Source organism: Pseudomonas sp. NPDC089752, from assembly GCF_044748725.1.
Lineage (GTDB): Bacteria > Pseudomonadota > Gammaproteobacteria > Pseudomonadales > Pseudomonadaceae > Aquipseudomonas.
On sequence record NZ_JBIVGP010000015.1, the window covers coordinates 18,708 to 34,817 of the forward strand.

The 16,110-nt window shown below is 63.3% G+C and carries 15 protein-coding genes and 1 pseudogene; 8 read left to right on the plus strand and 8 right to left on the minus strand.

Features of this window, described 5'->3' with window-relative positions; translation table 11 throughout:
• The first annotated feature begins 252 nt into the window (after positions 1–252).
• Together ACIPZF_RS21870 and ACIPZF_RS21875 are read left to right on the plus strand one after the other, a co-directional pair.
• The gene (locus tag ACIPZF_RS21870) at positions 253–1,065 is read left to right on the plus strand and encodes a class I SAM-dependent methyltransferase (protein WP_400803117.1); all 813 of its coding nucleotides are present in this window, start codon (positions 253–255) and stop codon (positions 1,063–1,065) included.
• 44 nt (positions 1,066–1,109) lie between these two features.
• On the plus strand, positions 1,110–1,955 hold the full coding sequence (locus tag ACIPZF_RS21875; RefSeq protein WP_400803120.1) for a hypothetical protein: 846 nt from the start codon (positions 1,110–1,112) through the stop codon (positions 1,953–1,955).
• On the opposite strand, the gene ACIPZF_RS21880 is transcribed toward ACIPZF_RS21875, so the two are convergent.
• Positions 1,952–2,251, minus strand: coding sequence for a hypothetical protein (locus tag ACIPZF_RS21880; protein ID WP_400803122.1), 300 nt, complete (start codon positions 2,249–2,251; stop codon positions 1,952–1,954). The genes ACIPZF_RS21875 and ACIPZF_RS21880 overlap by 4 nt on opposite strands.
• A 174-nt stretch (positions 2,252–2,425) precedes the next feature.
• Here ACIPZF_RS21880 and ACIPZF_RS21885 point away from each other — a divergent pair, with 174 nt between their 5' ends.
• From ACIPZF_RS21885 to ACIPZF_RS21900, 4 genes are all read left to right on the plus strand, one after another.
• Entirely contained in the window at positions 2,426–2,854 is a 429-nt protein-coding gene (locus tag ACIPZF_RS21885) for a DUF2231 domain-containing protein (RefSeq protein WP_400803124.1), read from the plus strand.
• The gene (locus ACIPZF_RS21890; protein ID WP_400803127.1) at positions 2,851–4,143 is read left to right on the plus strand and encodes a PQQ-dependent sugar dehydrogenase; all 1,293 of its coding nucleotides are present in this window, start codon (positions 2,851–2,853) and stop codon (positions 4,141–4,143) included. Before ACIPZF_RS21885 ends, ACIPZF_RS21890 begins: the two co-directional genes overlap by 4 nt.
• Positions 4,144–4,218: 75 nt before the next feature.
• Positions 4,219–4,797, plus strand: a complete 579-nt coding sequence (locus ACIPZF_RS21895; RefSeq protein WP_400803130.1) for a hypothetical protein — start codon at positions 4,219–4,221, stop codon at positions 4,795–4,797.
• A 227-nt stretch (positions 4,798–5,024) separates the two neighbouring features.
• Complete coding sequence (locus tag ACIPZF_RS21900; protein ID WP_400803133.1) at positions 5,025–5,543, plus strand: DMT family transporter; 519 nt, start codon at positions 5,025–5,027, stop codon at positions 5,541–5,543.
• Here ACIPZF_RS21900 and ACIPZF_RS21905 read toward each other — a convergent pair whose 3' ends face one another.
• A complete protein-coding gene (locus ACIPZF_RS21905) occupies positions 5,544–6,452 on the minus strand; it encodes a LysR family transcriptional regulator (protein ID WP_400803134.1) in 909 nt (302 codons plus the stop codon).
• A gap of 131 nt (positions 6,453–6,583) precedes the next feature.
• Here ACIPZF_RS21905 and ACIPZF_RS21910 point away from each other — a divergent pair, with 131 nt between their 5' ends.
• The gene (locus tag ACIPZF_RS21910) at positions 6,584–7,798 is read left to right on the plus strand and encodes a YeeE/YedE family protein (RefSeq protein WP_400803136.1); all 1,215 of its coding nucleotides are present in this window, start codon (positions 6,584–6,586) and stop codon (positions 7,796–7,798) included.
• 136 nt (positions 7,799–7,934) lie between these two features.
• Here ACIPZF_RS21910 and ACIPZF_RS21915 read toward each other — a convergent pair whose 3' ends face one another.
• Positions 7,935–8,264, minus strand: coding sequence for a hypothetical protein (locus ACIPZF_RS21915; RefSeq protein ID WP_400803138.1), 330 nt, complete (start codon positions 8,262–8,264; stop codon positions 7,935–7,937).
• 75 nt (positions 8,265–8,339) lie between these two features.
• Positions 8,340–8,732 (minus strand): annotated as a pseudogene (locus ACIPZF_RS21920) (DUF998 domain-containing protein).
• Positions 8,733–8,867: 135 nt separating this feature from the next.
• Between ACIPZF_RS21920 and ACIPZF_RS21925 the strand changes: the two are divergent.
• Positions 8,868–9,617, plus strand: a complete 750-nt coding sequence (locus tag ACIPZF_RS21925; RefSeq protein ID WP_400803141.1) for a FadR/GntR family transcriptional regulator — start codon at positions 8,868–8,870, stop codon at positions 9,615–9,617.
• Between the two features lie 156 nt (positions 9,618–9,773).
• Here ACIPZF_RS21925 and ACIPZF_RS21930 read toward each other — a convergent pair whose 3' ends face one another.
• The 4 genes from ACIPZF_RS21930 to kdgD all read right to left on the minus strand — a co-directional run bounded on the left by ACIPZF_RS21930 (position 9,774) and on the right by kdgD (position 15,541).
• Positions 9,774–11,354, minus strand: a complete 1,581-nt coding sequence (locus ACIPZF_RS21930; RefSeq protein WP_400803143.1) for an aldehyde dehydrogenase (NADP(+)) — start codon at positions 11,352–11,354, stop codon at positions 9,774–9,776.
• A 177-nt stretch (positions 11,355–11,531) separates the two neighbouring features.
• The gene (garD, locus tag ACIPZF_RS21935; protein WP_400803146.1) at positions 11,532–13,085 is read right to left on the minus strand and encodes a galactarate dehydratase; all 1,554 of its coding nucleotides are present in this window, start codon (positions 13,083–13,085) and stop codon (positions 11,532–11,534) included.
• Positions 13,086–13,160: 75 nt separating this feature from the next.
• On the minus strand, positions 13,161–14,525 hold the full coding sequence (locus tag ACIPZF_RS21940; RefSeq protein ID WP_400803149.1) for an MFS transporter: 1,365 nt from the start codon (positions 14,523–14,525) through the stop codon (positions 13,161–13,163).
• Positions 14,526–14,629: 104 nt separating this feature from the next.
• Entirely contained in the window at positions 14,630–15,541 is a 912-nt protein-coding gene (kdgD, locus tag ACIPZF_RS21945; RefSeq protein ID WP_400803151.1) for a 5-dehydro-4-deoxyglucarate dehydratase, read from the minus strand.
• Positions 15,542–16,110 lie beyond the last annotated feature (569 nt).

Sequence of the window (16,110 nt, forward strand, 5' to 3'; positions counted from 1 at the left end):
GCAAGGGGCGCATGTGGGAGCGGCGGTGCGGCGATCCGACTTGTCCCGCGAATGGGCTGCGCAGCAGCCCTATCCAAGCTATATAGCTTGATGATATGCGCCCTATTACTAATCCGTATTGCCATCCATTCCGTATCGCTTGCCCAGTGCGCGGCGCGGCGCTTAGCTATACCCCGCTCAAACCTATCCAACCCACGGCGCGATAGCCGCCAGAAGGACCTCGGCCGCGCGCAGAACGAGAAGGCGCAGACCATGAGCACTCCTTTGGATACCAATGCCTTGAAGACCCGTCAGCAGGCTGCATGGGCCAGTGGTGATTACGCGGTGATCGGCACTACCCTGCAGCTGGTAGGCGAACGGCTCGCCGAAGCCTGCGACCTGCGCTGCGACGAGCAGGTCCTGGATGTCGCGGCAGGCAACGGCAATGTTACGCTGGCTGCGGCCCGGCGCGGTTGCCGAGTCACCTCTACCGACTACGTGCCCGAACTGCTCAAGCGCGGAGAAGAGCGCGCCCGCGCCGAACACCTCAAGGTTGATTTTCAGGTGGCCGATGCCGAAGCCTTGCCGTTTCGCGACGGCAGCTTCGATGCGGTCGTCTCGACCTTTGGCGTGATGTTCGCCCCCGACCAGGCGCAGGCCGCCCGAGAGATGGCGCGTGTCTGCCGGTCCGGCGGCAGGGTTGGCCTGGCCAACTGGACCCCGCAGGGCTTCGTCGGGCAGATGTTCAAGACCCTGGGCCGGCATGTGCCACCACCCGCCGGCGCGTTGCCACCGTCGCGCTGGGGCGATGAAGAACAACTGCGGACGATGTTCGAGGGTGTCATCGGCGCCATGGATGTCAGCCGCCAACACTTCAACTTCCGTTATCGCTCGGCGGCGCACTTCATCGAGGTATTTCGCACCTGGTACGGACCGGTGCACAAAGCGTTCGCGGCCTTGCCGGCGGAGGCAGCAGCAGCGCTGGAAAGTGACCTTACGGCATTGCTGAATGAGAACAACCAAGGTGGGGCGTCATCGCTGGTGGTGCCCAGTGAATACCTGGAAGTGGTGATCATGAAGCGTTGATCCGAGTTAGCATAGTGTGCCCAACCACCGTCAAGGACGTACTGGTGATCAAGCTTATCAAGCGCCTGAGAGACTGCCTCAAGGCCAAGCCAAGCAAAGCTGTGCCCGTCGAACCTGCTTTTGCGCCGACCCGTGTCGAGCAGAACCTGGCCTGGTTGCCACGAAACCGAGTATTGGAACCGCTCGACCTGCCGCTACCGTTGGCCTTGATCGGCGCACCATTGCAACACCGCTATTGCGCATTCATGGCCCAAATCGCGTCATCGTCCGCGCCGCTGGACGATGACATGCTGCGTGAAGCGGGTCGGCGGCTGGCCGCCGAGCTGTTGACCCAGGCAATCACCCTGGGCGGCAGCAAGGCCCACGAGCAGTCGGACGAGGTCTACTGGCTGGTGCAGAGCGCCGCCGTTGCATCCTTGTTTGCCGATGGGGCGCAAAGCGCCGAGTTCGCGAGGTATCGCCAGCATGTTCAGTCTTATGAATCGGCCTCTCGTATGGCTACCCAGGTCAAGGCATTCGAGCGTTACGTGGCTGCCGATGGCCAGCCGGTTGAAGACGAAGAGATGCTGTCCACTTCAGCGGATGATCATTATCGGATTCTGGTGAAGCCGTGGGAAGCGGCAAATACCCATTGGATCTATTCACCACGGATTGTCGATACTCGTGCAGGCACCTGCCTGCTGCGTTTCAAGGATGCTCGTTGGTCATCGGACATCAGCACCTGGCATACCCTGACAACTGTCGAGCTGGTATTGCGCAAATATCCAGGCGGAAAAGAGGCGAGGGTGCTCATCGACTGTGCCAACCGCTGCGCACGGTTGGAAAAGGGCGGCGAACTCGAACTGACGCAACTGGAGTGCGCACTCGACGCTTACCGGGAAAGTGACTAGTTCTTGCACTTGGCCATGACCACCTGGCACGTATTCGGCGTCCCGCCAGACCGCCCTGCATAGCGGATGCAATTGTTCATGGATTTCTGCCGGGCAATGCTCAACGTGTTGCCCCAAGCCAGGCCCCCTTCGCCCAAGCTGGGCACGGCCTTGGCGAAGCAATTCGAGCCAGGTGCCGCGGCGTAGTAGCGCGCCTTGCTGCTCTTGCTCGAACACCCCGCGTTCACCGCCAGGCTGAGGGCCAGTAGGGCATGGGCAGCCCAGAACGCATAGGGCCGTACTGAGTTCGCGCTCATGCCATTGCCTCTGCAGCGGTGGATTAATGCTTTCAGGATAGGTCAATCAAGCCAAGCGGTGAACTTATCGGACGACAGCGTGATCACTTGCATTGCGCACCCCGCGCACGCCTGATGGACCGGGCATCCACGCCAGGTCATCAGTTCCAGGTCACTGACTGATAAGGAGGCGCCGTGACCGCTACTGAGCAAACCCTCTACCGATGCACGCCCAGCCCGCTGCACGCGATTCTGCTGGCCGGCACGGTTCCGCTGTTTCTCGGCGCCTTGCTGAGCGACATCGCCTACTTCAAGAGCTACCAGATCCAGTGGAGCAACTTCGCCGCCTGGCTGATCGCGGGCGGGCTGCTGTTCTGCGGCCTGGCACTGTTGTTCGCCCTGGTCAACCTGATCCGCGCCGAGCGCAAGGGCGGCAGGCCGACGTTGTACTTCCTGTTGCTGCTGGTGACCTGGGTGCTGGGCCTGGTCAACGCGTTCGAGCATGCCAAGGACGCCTGGGCAGTGATGCCGTCAGGCCTGGTGCTGTCGTTGGTGGTGACGGTGCTGGCCTGCGTGGCGGCCTGGTTGGGGATGAGCAATCTGCGTTCGGGAGGTGAGGCATGAAGCCATTGCAGGCATTGCCAGTGTTGAGCGTAGCGCTGTTGTTGAGCGCATGTGGCGGTGACGGTGAGGCCACTCAGGCGCTCGGCCCAGACCCGAAACTCCCCGCCCCGGAACGGGGCCTGTTGCCGAGCATGAAGATTGCCCAGCCGGCGCAGTGGGGCGAGCAGAAACCTACGGTGCCGGAGGGCTACAGCATTACCGCCATCGCCACCGACCTGAAGATTCCGCGGCAGAGCCTGGTATTGCCCAACGGCGACATTCTGGTGGCCGAAGGCCGCGGTGGCAGCGCCGCCAAACTCAAGCCCAAGGACGTAATCGCCAGCCAGATCAAGGCCAAGGGCAACACCCAGGTCAAGGGCGGCAACCGCCTGACCCTGCTGCGTGACGCCGACGGCGATGGCACCTACGAGGTGCAGACGGTGTTCGCCGAAAACCTCAACGCGCCCTACGGCCTGGCCTTTGCCGATGGCAAGCTGTATGTGGCCAACCAGGATGCATTGGTGCGTTTCGATTATCAGGACGGCCAGACAAAGGCCGGTGGCCCGCCGACCAAGGTCACCGACCTGCCAAGCGAGATCAACCACCACTGGACCAAGGCCCTGACCATTAGCCCGGATGGCCGCTACCTGTATGTGGGTATCGGCTCTAACAGCAACATCACCGAGCGTGGCATGGAGGCGGAGGTCGACCGGGCAATGGTCTGGCAGATCGATGCCGCCAGCGGTGCGCACAAGCCTTATGCCACTGGCCTGCGTAACCCGACCGCGCTGGCCATCCAGCCCGGCAGCGGGCAGCTGTGGACCGTCGTCAACGAACGCGATGAGCTGGGCCCGGACCTGGTGCCGGACTACCTCACCTCGGTGCGCGAAGGCGGCTTCTATGGCTGGCCGTACAGCTACTGGGGGCAGAACGTCGATGAGCGAGTGAAACCGCAGAACCCGGACAAGGTGGCTGCCGCGATCAAGCCGGATTACAGCCTCGGCTCGCATGTTGCCGCACTGGGTGTGGATTTCTCGCTACCCGCCATGGGCGAACGGTTCGCCGACGGCGTGTTCGTGGGCGAGCACGGCAGCTGGAACCGGCCGAACCCGGTGGGTTACAAGGTGATCTTCGTGCCGTTCAGCAATGGCAAGCCTGCCGGTGAGCCGATCGATTTTGCCACGGGCTTCCGGGGCGAGGATGGCAAGACTCGCGGGCGGCCGGTCGGGGTGACGGTGGATCCGAAGGGGGCGTTGATCATTGCCGACGACCTGGCCAATACCGTGTGGCGGGTCACGCGCAATCGGTAACTCCAGCTATGGTGAAAGGGCGGCGCGTGAACCGTTCACGCGTCAGTCCGGTCTTGATCACAGGGAAGCAGGCCTATGAATGCTCTTGGTACACTCGCTCGCGCCGTTGCGCTTGCTACGCTCGTTGGCACCGCCAGTTACGCGGTGCAGGCTGCCGATATACCGATTGCCAGCGAAGCGCTGGAAAGCCATGTCACCACTCAGGTCACGGCCATCGACCAGGCTAATCGCCAAGTTACGGTCAAGGGACCGCACGACAAGGACGTGACCTTCCAGCTCACGGAACAGGCCAAGGCACTGCCCAATCTCAAGGTGGGTGACAAGGTCGACATCTATGTAACCCGTGCGGTGGCTTATGTGCTCAACACCAATGTGGGTGGGGCGCCGAAGGCCAGCGAAGAGTCCGGCACCATCCGCGCCACCAAGGACAATCCCAACCCGGGCGGTGAGGCGTTCCGCCAGGTCAGGGTTACCTCGCAGATCAAGAAGATTGACCTGAATACCCATGAAGTGAGCTTGTTGCCGCCGGAAGGCAAGCTGCAGGTGGTCAAGGTCGAGGACCCTGAGCTGCAGGCGCGGATGAAGAACTTGAAGGTCGACCAGACGGTTGATGCGATCTACACCGAAGTGCTGCGGATCGAGACCTCGCGGTGAGTCAATAACGGCCCTTTCGCGGGGCAAGCCCGCTCCCACAGATTTACATCACCGCTCTCAAGGCTATAGGGCAACCCCTGTGGGAGCGGGCTTGCCCCGCGAAAGGGCCGGCACTGACGAGCGCTAATTATCCACGTGGCGAATAATCTAAGTGCAGGTTTTCGATTTCCATAATCACTATCAATGTATAGATCATGGCTCCATTCCATCGATGAATGAGTACCCCCATGCCTAACAAGGCTCTGCTTATCGCATTTCTTCCTCTGGTTCTAGCTCTGCTGGCCGGGATCGTTCTACCGTATCAAGCCGCCAGCAACGCGGCGGTCGGCCGCACGCTCGGGCACTGGTTATGGGGTGCCTTCACATCGTTGACGATCAGTTCTGTGGTGGTCATCGCGGCACTGCTGATTCTGCGGGTACCCATGCCTGACTTGGGCAAGGCGCTGCAAGGCCCCTGGTGGCTGTGGGTCGGTGGGGTGCTGGGCGCTTTGTACGTGGCGGCTGCCGCGGCGTTGACGCCCAAACTTGGCACTGCGGGTTTTCTGGTGCTGGTGGTGGCGGGGCAGATTCTGACGTCGGTAGTCGTCGATCACTTCGGGCTGATGGGCGTGCCCAGCAAGCCGGTGAGTCTGCCGAGGATTGCTGGCGTTGTCCTGATCCTGGCAGGCGTATTTCTGGTCCAGAGCACCTGGGCAGCAAGTCCGGCTGCTGCTCAGGCAACTGTCGTCAAACAGCCGGAAGGCTGATCACTGCCCGGGTTGGCAGCAGGCCCAGACCGTCTCGCGCAGCCAGCGATGACCGGGGTCGCTGTCTTTTCTCGCGTGCCAGGCCTGTTGATAAGCCAGAGAAGGAATCGCCAAAGGCGGTGCGAATTGTCGCAGTGCCTTGTGTTGCCCCATTGGGCCCACTGCGCGCTTGGCCACGGTGAGGATCAGGTCGGTGCCGCCGAGCACCTCCACGGCGGCGCTCCAGTGCGGCAGCGCCAGTGCAATACGTCGCCGCAAGCCCTGCGCGGCCAGCGCGCGTTCGATCTCGTCATGGGCATCCGGGCGCATGGCCATGAGCACATGCGGGCGCAGCAGCCAATCGTCCAGCGTCAGTCCGCCTTTGGGCGGCAGTACCTGGCGGTCGGCGATGCTGACGAAGGTGTCCTCGAACAAGGTCTGGGCCGTGATGTCTGCAGGCAGCTCGGGGAAGATGCCCAAGGCCAGGTCGAGTTCACCATCGAGCAACTGCGCCATCATCGCCTCGCGGCTGGCCTGGCTGATGGCCAGATCGACACCGGGAGCTGCCTGGCGCAGGTGGCGAACCAACGGCGGCAGGATGATCCGTGAAGAGTAATCGGACAACGACAGGCGGAAACGGCGCTGGGCCAGGGCAGGCTCGAAAGAGGGGGCGGCCAGCAGGCTGTTGAGGCTGCCCAGGGCGTCCTGCAGGGGTTTGATCAGGGATTCGGCGCGTGCGCTCAGGGCCATCTGGCCGTTTTTGCGAATCAGCAGGGGGTCGTTGAAGTAGGCACGCAATTGCGCCAGGGCATGGCTCACCGCTGGCTGACTGCGGTGCAGGCGCAACGCTGCACGGGTCACATGCTTTTCACTTAGAAGGGCGTGGAGGGCCAGCAGCAGGTTGAGGTCGATCTTGCGCAGTTCATCCATGGGGCGAATGACCAGGGTGGCTTGATGGGCTGTGTATCAGCCTAACAGATGTACCGACCTGTTCGCGGGCAGCATTGAATGGCCTGCGGCGCTATAATCGCCGCCCGTTTTACTGTAATCCGAGCATTCCAATGGGTCTTTCCACAACCGCCTCACCCGAACCACGCCGCCTGGGCGCCCCCGTGATCGCCCTGGCCCTGCTGCTGTCCGGTGCCTGGTTCCTCAACCTCAACGCCGGCTTCAAGCAGGTGCTGCTGCTGATCGTTGGCGCCGCACTGGGGCTGACGCTGTACCACGCCGCCTTTGGTTTCACCTCGGCCTGGCGCGTGTTCATCAATGAACGCCGTGGCGCCGGCCTGCGCGCGCAAATGGTCATGCTGACCCTGGCCGTACTGCTGTTCTTCCCGGCGCTTTCCGCCGGCAGCCTGTTCGGCAACCCGGTGACCGGTCTGGTGGCCCCGGCGGGTGTGTCGGTGGTGTTCGGCGCCTTCATCTTCGGCATCGGCATGCAACTGGGCGGCGGCTGCGCCTCGGGCACGCTGTTCACCGTGGGCGGTGGCAATGCGCGGATGCTGGTGACCCTGTTGTTCTTCATCATCGGCTCGGTAACCGCCACGCACCATGCCGACTGGTGGTTCGCCTTGCCGTCCTTCCCGGCGACTTCGATTGTCCAGGTTTGGGGCGTGGGGCCGGCGCTGCTGGTGAGTGTGGCCGTGTTCGCCTTGATCGCCTGGGCCACCGTGGTGCTGGAAAGGCGTCGCCACGGCGCCCTGGAAACCCCGGTCAACAGTGAACATCAGGGCCTGCGCCGTTTCCTGCGTGGCCCATGGCCGCTGCTGTGGGGCGCGATTGCCTTGGCCTTGCTGAACTACGCCACCCTGGCCCTGGCCGGTCGCCCTTGGGGCATCACCTCGGCCTTTGCACTGTGGGGTGCCAAGACCCTCTCCAGCTTTGGCGTAGACGTCGGCAGTTGGGTGTTCTGGCAGGCACCCGCGAATGCCAAGGCACTGGCCGCGCCGTTGTGGCAGGACGTCACCACGGTAATGGACCTGGGCATCGTGCTCGGTGCGCTGCTGGCGGCGGGCCTGGCGGGGCGTTTTGCACCAAGCCTGAAGATCCCGCTGCCGTCGCTGATTGCTGCGGTCATCGGTGGTTTGCTGCTGGGTTACGGCTCGCGCCTGGCCTATGGCTGCAACATCGGCGCCTACTTCAGCGGCATCGCCTCGGGGAGCGTACACGGCTGGTTATGGCTGATCGCGGCCTACACCGGAAACCTGATCGGCGTACGCCTGCGTCCGCTGATCTTTGCCGGCGAGCGCCGGCCAGTGGCGTTGACCGGTTGCTAAAAATCCGTAAAAACAGTGGCTTACGATTACTTCTTGACCGTCGACTCACCACGCAATGCCAGGATGAAGATCTGCTGGCGGTGCGTCCTAGAACTGAAATGAAGTATTTTCTTTAAGCCACTGATAGTTATTAAATTTATCGCTTAGCGATTGCGTGCTGAACGCACTGCTCATAGTACGTTTGCTTGATAGCGGCAGGCTTTAGCCGCGAGCTGCTGTTGTAAGTCTGTTCGGTAATACCGAATGCGGTCATGCGCATCCATGGCTTGGCGAACCGGCGCACCTGCAGCTTCTTGCGCGTGGCATACAGAGTCACGCCGGAAAGCTTGGCCTGCTGGGCCTCGGCGGCAATCTGCGAACCCCAGGTACAGGTATGACGATCGTTCTGGCTCAGCGTTCTGGCCTGGGCGCCGAAGGCAGTCGTGGCCAGCAGGCAGCCGGCCACTGTTGCTAGAAATACTCGCATGTTGCTGTCCTAAGCATATGACGGAGAAGGGAGTTTGCCTTCGCTTCAGTTGGCTGGGGGCCAGTACATCAGGGTTCAGGTGGTGGCGATGCGAGGGCTATTTGCCATCTCGCTGCGCAGGCTGTACAGCGCAAGGCCGGCAACCCACATCACCGACACCGCGTAGTTGAGTCGTTGGTACAAGCCGAATAGCTGGCCGTTTTGCGCGGCGTGTGCAAAGCGCTAGCTTCGAGCCACGCCAGCGCCGTGCCAGGCCCCAGGCGAATAGGGGAAAAGCACAGCGAGCGGGAAGTTGTTGAGCCACGGCGACCAGTGCTGGGTCGGTGCGCCCAGCGCGCCGAGCTGGCTCATGGCTTGCTGCAAATGGTCATAGCCAGGGTAGGCGCGTGCTGTGAGCCAGACGCACAGCAGCAGCCAGAACGGGATGAGCAGGCCGCAGGTAAGTAGAAAGCGGTCGAGGGGTTTCATCAGTTGGTTTCCGTCCGTGGAATATCAATTGCGGGACACAATAGCGCATCGGCTACAAATACCGCGTCGGGTGTATGTGATCGTACAACTGCTTGCGCTATCATGACGGCTGTCTTTCAAGGTGAAATACAGGGCATGACAGAGCAGCAGGTACAGGCAAGGACCCGGCGCAAGCCGCGCAGTCTGGCCCAGGAACTGGTCACGGTGCTGACCGAGCGCATTCGCAGCGGCCAGCTCAAGCGCGGCGACAAGCTGCCGACCGAATCGCAGATCATGGCCGAGGAGGGCGTCAGCCGTACCGTGGTGCGTGAGGCGATCTCGCGGCTGCAGGCGGCCGGGCAGGTCGAGACGCGCCATGGCATCGGCACGTTCGTGCTGGACACCCCGGCTACCGGTGGCTTCCGCATCGATCCGGCGACCGTGGTCACGCTGCGTGAAGTGCTGGCGGTGCTGGAGCTGCGCATCGCCCTGGAGATCGAATCGGCCGGCCTGGCGGCGCAGCGGCGCAGCGACGAGGAACTGGCTGGCATGCGCGCGGCGCTGGACGAACTGAACGAAGGTGCTGCCCATGCTACCGATGCGGTGTCGGCGGACTTCCAGTTCCACCTGCGCATCGCCCAGGCCAGTGGCAACCACTACTTCGCCGACATCATCAACCACCTCGGCACCAGCATCATCCCGCGTACCCGGCTCAATTCCGCACGCCTGGCGCATGATGACCAGGCGCATTACATGAGCCGGTTGATGCACGAGCACGAGGCGATCTATGAGGCGATTGCGCGCAGCGACAGCGAAGGGGCGAAGATGGCCATGCGCATGCACCTGAGCAACAGTCGCGAGCGGTTGCGCCAGGCGCATGCGGAGGCTGAGGCGCAAGGGGTTTAAGCTTCCTCGCGTCAGGCCCGGCCTCTTCGCGGGCAAGCCCGCTCCCACAGGTTTCGAAGTCGCCGCAAAACCTGTGGGAGCGGGCTTGCCCGCGAAGAGGCCAGTACTGCAAAAGGAAAGCCCCGCTAGTTGCGGGGCTTTTTGGCATCAGGGCATTCAGATCGCCCCTTCACTCCACTGACCGTTCACCAACCGGCGCAGGCCCAGCGGATTGCTATCGCGCAGCGCTTCAGGCAACAGCGCCTGCGGATAGTTCTGGTAGCACACCGGACGCAGGAAGCGGTCGATGGCCAGGGTGCCAACCGAGGTGCCGCGCGAATCGGAAGTGGCCGGATACGGTCCGCCATGGACCATCGCGTCGCATACTTCCACGCCGGTCGGGTAGCCGTTGACCAGGATGCGGCCGACCTTTTCTTCCAGCAGCGGCACCAGCCAGGCGAATGCCTCGAAGTCCTCCGGTTCGCCAATCAGCGTGGCGGTCAGCTGACCGCGCAGGCCGAGCAGGGCGGCGCGCAGTTGCGCGTTGTCCTGGGCTTCGACGGCAACGGTAGTCGGGCCGAACACTTCTTCTTGCAGCAGTGGATCGGATTCCACCAGCAACCGGGCGTCGGCCTTGAATAGCTGGGCGCGGGCTTGGCTGCCCTCCTGAGGTTGCCCGGCCAGGTGCTGGATTCCGGCGTGCGCCTGCAGGTGCTCCAGGCCGCTCACATAACTGCGCAGTCCACCGGCGTTGAGCAGGGTCTGGCCGGCTTGCTGGTCCAGGTGCTGGCCGAGCTCGGTCAGCAGCTGGCTGAATTGCGGCGATTGCAGGCCGATCACCAGGCCAGGGTTGGTGCAGAACTGGCCAGCGCCCAGGCACACGGAGCCAGCCAGCTCGCGGGCAATGGCTTCGCCACGCTTGGCCAGCGCGCCTGGCAGGATGATCACCGGGTTGATGCTGGACATCTCGGCGAACACCGGGATCGGCTGTGGACGCTCAGCGGCCATGCGGCACAGGGCGTCGCCGCCTTTGAGCGAACCGGTGAAGCCTACGGCCTGGATGGCCGGGTGCTTGACCAGCCACTCACCGACGCCACCGCCGAACACCATGTTGAACACACCTTTGGGCATGCCGGTGCGCTCGGCAGCGCGGACGATGGCAGCGCCGACCAGATCGGCGGTGGCCATGTGACCGCTGTGGGCCTTGAACACCACCGGGCAGCCGGCGGCAAAGGCTGCTGCGGTATCGCCGCCGGCGGTGGAGAAGGCCAGTGGGAAGTTGCTGGCACCAAATACGGCGACCGGGCCGACGCCGATGCGCATCTGGCGCAGGTCAACGCGCGGCAGCGGTTGACGATCGGGCAAGGCCAGGTCGATGCGCGCACCCAGGTAGTCGCCACGGCGCAGCACTTGGGCGAACAGGCGCATCTGGCCGCTGGTGCGCCCACGTTCACCCTGGATGCGCGCGGCAGGCAGGGCGGTTTCTCGGCAGACGATGGCGACGAAGGCGTCGTCCAACTCGTCCAGTTCAGCGGCGATGGCGTCGAGGAACTCGGCGCGGCGCGCCGGGGCCAGCTGGCGGAATTCGGCGAAGGCCGCTGCGGCTGCTTGTGCCGCTTGATCCACTTCGGCCTCGGTGGCTTGGGCGAAGCTGTAGGGCAGGGCCTCGCCGGTGCTGGCGTCCAGGCTCTGCAGGCGTTGTGCGCCAGCGGCGCTACGCTGGCCGGCGATGAAGTTGTGGCCAAGAATCTCAGGCATGGGGTGCTCCTGTAGGGGGTAGTGAAGAATGAATGGCGATTTGGCTCGCTACTGTGGGAGCGGCTTCAGCCGCGAATACGGGCGCAGCCCGTGCCATGCACCGCAGCGCCTGCTTCGCGGATAAATCCGCGCCTACAGGCATCGCGGTGCGCCGGGAAATCGGGTGAGCCTGCGCCATCAAGTAATGGGTGCCGGATTGAACAGGGTGATGTCGTTGTGCAGGCGGTGCTGTTCGGCCCAGGTCTGCTTGCGGCCGCTGGCCACGTCCAGGTAGTAGTGGAACAGCTCCCAGCCCAGCTCCTCGATGCTGGAGCGGCCACTGGCGATGCGCCCGGCATCGATGTCGATCAGGTCGGGCCAACGTTGGGCCAGTTCGGTGCGGGTACAGACCTTGACCACTGGGGCCATGGCCAGACCATAGGGGGTGCCGCGGCCAGTGGTGAATACGTGCAGGTTCATGCCGGCGGCCAGTTGCAAGGTGCCGCAGACAAAATCGCTGGCCGGTGTGGCACAGAAGATCAGGCCTTTGCGCGCGACTCGCTCGCCAGGGCCGAGCACGCCCTGGATGGCGCCGCTGCCGGACTTGACGATCGAGCCGAGGGATTTCTCGACGATGTTGGACAGGCCGCCTTTCTTGTTGCCCGGTGTGGTGTTGGCACTGCGGTCGGCCGCGCCTTGCTGCAGGTAGCGGTCATACCAGTCCATCTCACGAACCAGCGCCTCGGCGACGTCCTGATTTTCCGCGCGCGAGGTCAGCATGTAGATGGCGTCGCGCACTTCGGTCACTTCCGAGAACAGCACGGTGGCGCCGGCACGCACCAGCAGGTCGGCGGCATAGCCCAGTGCCGGGTTGGCAGTGATGCCGGAGAAGGCGTCGCTGCCGCCGCACTGCATGCCGAGGATAAGCTCGCTGGCCGGGACGGTTTCGCGGCGACGTTTGTCGAGCTTTTGCAGGCGGGTTTCAGCCAGGCCCATGATCTGCTCGATCATCTCGGTGAAGCCGAGGCTGGCGTCTTGCAGGCGATACAGCCACGGATCGCTGAGGTCCACCGAGGGGTCGTTGTCGTGCATCACCTGGCCGGCTTGCAGCTTCTCGCAACCGAGGCTGATGACCAGCGCTTCGCCACCCAGGTTAGGGTTGCGCGCCAGGTTGCGCACGGTGCGGATCGGGATATAGGCATCGCGGGCGTTGATGGCCACGCCGCAGCCGTAGCTGTGGGTGAGGGCGACCACATCGTCGACGTTAGGGTATTTGGGCAACAACTCGGCGCGGATGCGCTTGACCGCGTGCTCCAACACGCCGGTCACGCATTGGACGGTGGTGGTGATGCCGAGGATGTTGCGGGTACCGACTGTGCCGTCGGCGTTGCGGAAGCCTTCGAAGGTAAAGCCCTCCAGAAGCGGCAGCGGCGCGGGCACGGCATCACAGCGCGGCAAACTGTCCAGCTCTGGAGCCGAAGGCATGGCCAGCTGGCTTTCCTGCACCCAGCTACCCTGGCGCAGATCTTCCAGGGCATAGCCGATGATCTGGCCGTAGCGGCGCACCGGCTCGCCCTTGGCGATCGGCACGGTGGCAACCTTGTGGCTCTGCGGCACGGCTTCGACCAGAGTCAGGCCGTCAGGGAAGCGGGCGCCTTCGCCCAGGCCGCCGTCGTTGACCACCACCACGACGTTGTCGTCGTCGTGCAGGCGGACGTAGCGGGGCGAGTCGGAGTGTTCGATCAACTGCATGTTCAGGCCCTACTGGTAGGTTCTCAGGCTTTTGTACATCCGCCCGCACAGGTACTCCGGTGCGGGCGTGTTCACTCAGTGACGCGAGCTGGCCAGGTCGCCATTGGCGGCAGGCTCAGGCTGTGGCTTGGGGGCTTCTTCGCGCAGCTCGATACGCTTGATCGGGCCGACGATCACCAGGTAGCTGAACACCGCCACCAGGGCGTTGGCACCCACATACACCAGGGCCCACTTGAACGAGCCGGTGGCGCTGATGATGTAGCCGATGACGATCGGGGTGGTGATCGACGCGATGTTGCCGAAGGTGTTGAACAGGCCACCGGACAGCCCGGCGATCTGCTTGGGCGAGGTGTCGGCGACCACGGCCCAGCCCAGTGCACCGATACCTTTGCCGAAGAACGCCAGGGTCATGAAACCGACCACCATCCACTCGGCCTCGACGTAGTTGCAGAAGACCATGGTGGTCGACAGCATCAGGCCACAGACGATCGGCAGCTTGCGCGAGAAGGTCAGCGAATTGCCACGGCGCAGCAGCCAGTCCGACAGCACGCCTCCCAGTACGCCGCCAATGAAGCCGCAGATGGCCGGCAAGGAGGCGATGAAGCCTGCCTTGAGGATGGTCATGCCGCGCTCCTGCACCAGGTAGACCGGGAACCAGGTGAGGAAGAAGTAGGTGATGGCGTTGATGCAGTATTGGCCCAGGTACACGCCCAGCAGCATGCGGCTGGTCAGCAGCTGCTTGATATAGCCCCATTTCGGGCCGTCGTTGCCGCGCTTCTGGTCCATGTCCACCAGGCCGCCGTTCTGCTCGATGTGCTCAAGCTCTTGCGGGCTGATGCGGGGGTGCTGGCGCGGGTTGTAGATGGTCTTCAACCACACGGCGGAGAAGATGATCCCCAGTGCACCCATCACCACGAACACGTGTTCCCAGCCGAAGCTGAACACGATCCAGCCCATGATCGGGGCGAACAGCGCGGTGGCGAAGTATTGCGCCGAGTTGAAGATCGCCGACGCCGTGCCGCGCTCAGCGGTAGGGAACCAGGCCGCGACGATTCGAGCGTTGCCCGGGAACGACGGGGCTTCGGCGAAACCGACCAGAAAGCGCAGGGTGAACAGGGTGACGACGGCCCAGGCGACCGGCAGGCCACCGACGAACCCTTGCAGCAGGGTGAACAGCGACCAGGTGAAGATGCTGAAGGCGTAGACGTTCTTGGAGCCGAAGCGGTCCAGCAGCCAGCCACCGGGAATCTGGCCGGCAACGTAAGCCCATCCGAAGGCGGAGAAGATATAACCGAGGGTTACGGCGTCAATGCCGAGGTCTTTCTGCAGGCTGGAGCCTGCGATGGCGATGGTGGCGCGGTCGGCATAGTTGATCGTGGTCACCAGGAACAGCATGAACAGGATCAGGTAGCGCACATGCGTCTTTTTAGTCGCTTGCATGCTGGCAATACTCCCACTAGTTATTTTTGTGCGGGCTCACGAGTTGTAGCCGGAGTGGGGGTTTCCCACTCCGGATGCGGCAAGGGCAGGCCGCAGGGGTGCGCTTATTGCGGACCCATCTTGTCCATCAGAGCTGCGAGCATTTCGTATTCTTCAGCGGTCAGGTCGGTCAACGGAGTACGCACCGGGCCTGCGTCGTAACCGGCGATCTTGGCGCCAGCCTTGACGATGCTGACTGCGTAGCCGGCCTTGCGGTTGCGGATGTCCAGGTACGGCAGGAAGAAATCGTCGATCAGCTTGCCAACGGTGGCGTGATCGTCACGGGCGATGGCGTGGTAGAAGTCCATCGCGGTCTTCGGCACGAAGTTGAACACCGCCGAGGAATAAACCGGCACACCCAGTGCCTTGTACGCCGCAGCATACACCTCGGCAGTCGGCAGGCCACCCAGGTAGCTGAAACGATCACCCAGGCGGCGACGGATCGACACCATCAGCTCGATGTCACCCAGGCCGTCCTTGTAGCCGATCAGGTTCGGGCAACGTTCAGCGAGTTTTTCCAGCAGGTCGGCGTTCAGGCGGCAGACGTTGCGGTTGTACACCACCACACCGATGTTCACCGATTTGCACACGGCTTCGACGTGGGCGGCAACGCCGTCCTGGCTGGCTTCGGTCAGGTAGTGCGGCAGCAGCAGCAGGCCCTTGGCCCCCAGGCGCTCGGCTTCTTGGGCGTATTCGATGGCCTGGCGGGTGGAGCCACCGACGCCGGCGAGGATCGGTACGGATTTGGCGCAGGTGTCGACTGCGGTCTTGATTACCTGGCTGTACTCGCTGGCGGCCAGGGAGAAGAACTCACCGGTGCCGCCGGCGGCGAACAGGGCGCTGGCGCCGTACGGGGCGAGCCATTCCAGGCGCTTGATGTAGCCGGCCTGGTTGAAGTCGCCCTGGGCGTTGAAGTCGGTGACCGGGAAAGACAGCAGGCCGTGGGAGAGGATGGATTTCAGTTCTTGTGGAGTCATTGTTGTTGGCATCCTGTGGCGCTTGGGTGAAGGGTGGTGTGCTGCGATGGAGGTAAGTTATCGTACAACTGGAGTGATGACTAGTCCCCTTTGGGAAATTTTTGGTGGCTTGGGGGCTTGGCTGGGGGGTTGAGGGGATGCTGAAATCGAGCGCCGCCCGCGCGGCGCTTCGCGGGGCAAGCCCGCTCCCACATTTGTTGCAACGTGCCATGGCCTGATAGGCCATAGTTGACGGCCTTGTTGGTACGACACACTTACTCGGCTGGCGCTGCAGCCGCCCCACTAGTCTTTAGCCATGCGCCAAAGCGAACAACCATGGCCTGGCAGGCATAGGCACGTTGCAACAAATGTGGGAGCGGGCTTGCCCCGCGAAGCGCCGCGCGGGCGGCGCTCGATCTGATAGGCGATAAATGTGTCAAGGCGAACACCCAGACAGTCATCATATCTCTGACGAGGAAAAGGCAAAAAAACGACCGCGGAGACAGGCACAAGCCCGCCGCCCGCTTCCACGGGAAGTATTCTGGGACCAGCAGAGGGTGACCGGGGAAGCGGGGGCGACCTTGCGCCGC

Coding starts and splice junctions, on each gene's coding strand:
- ACIPZF_RS21870 (WP_400803117.1), top strand. CDS start 253: ATGAGCACTCCTTTGGATACCAATGCCTTGAAGACCCGTCAGCAGGCT.
- ACIPZF_RS21880 (WP_400803122.1), bottom strand. CDS start 2,251: ATGAGCGCGAACTCAGTACGGCCCTATGCGTTCTGGGCTGCCCATGCC.
- ACIPZF_RS21890 (WP_400803127.1), top strand. CDS start 2,851: ATGAAGCCATTGCAGGCATTGCCAGTGTTGAGCGTAGCGCTGTTGTTG.
- ACIPZF_RS21895 (WP_400803130.1), top strand. CDS start 4,219: ATGAATGCTCTTGGTACACTCGCTCGCGCCGTTGCGCTTGCTACGCTC.
- ACIPZF_RS21900 (WP_400803133.1), top strand. CDS start 5,025: ATGCCTAACAAGGCTCTGCTTATCGCATTTCTTCCTCTGGTTCTAGCT.
- ACIPZF_RS21905 (WP_400803134.1), bottom strand. CDS start 6,452: ATGGATGAACTGCGCAAGATCGACCTCAACCTGCTGCTGGCCCTCCAC.
- ACIPZF_RS21910 (WP_400803136.1), top strand. CDS start 6,584: ATGGGTCTTTCCACAACCGCCTCACCCGAACCACGCCGCCTGGGCGCC.
- ACIPZF_RS21915 (WP_400803138.1), bottom strand. CDS start 8,264: ATGCGAGTATTTCTAGCAACAGTGGCCGGCTGCCTGCTGGCCACGACT.
- ACIPZF_RS21925 (WP_400803141.1), top strand. CDS start 8,868: ATGACAGAGCAGCAGGTACAGGCAAGGACCCGGCGCAAGCCGCGCAGT.
- ACIPZF_RS21930 (WP_400803143.1), bottom strand. CDS start 11,354: ATGCCTGAGATTCTTGGCCACAACTTCATCGCCGGCCAGCGTAGCGCC.
- garD (WP_400803146.1), bottom strand. CDS start 13,085: ATGCAGTTGATCGAACACTCCGACTCGCCCCGCTACGTCCGCCTGCAC.
- ACIPZF_RS21940 (WP_400803149.1), bottom strand. CDS start 14,525: ATGCAAGCGACTAAAAAGACGCATGTGCGCTACCTGATCCTGTTCATG.
- kdgD (WP_400803151.1), bottom strand. CDS start 15,541: ATGACTCCACAAGAACTGAAATCCATCCTCTCCCACGGCCTGCTGTCT.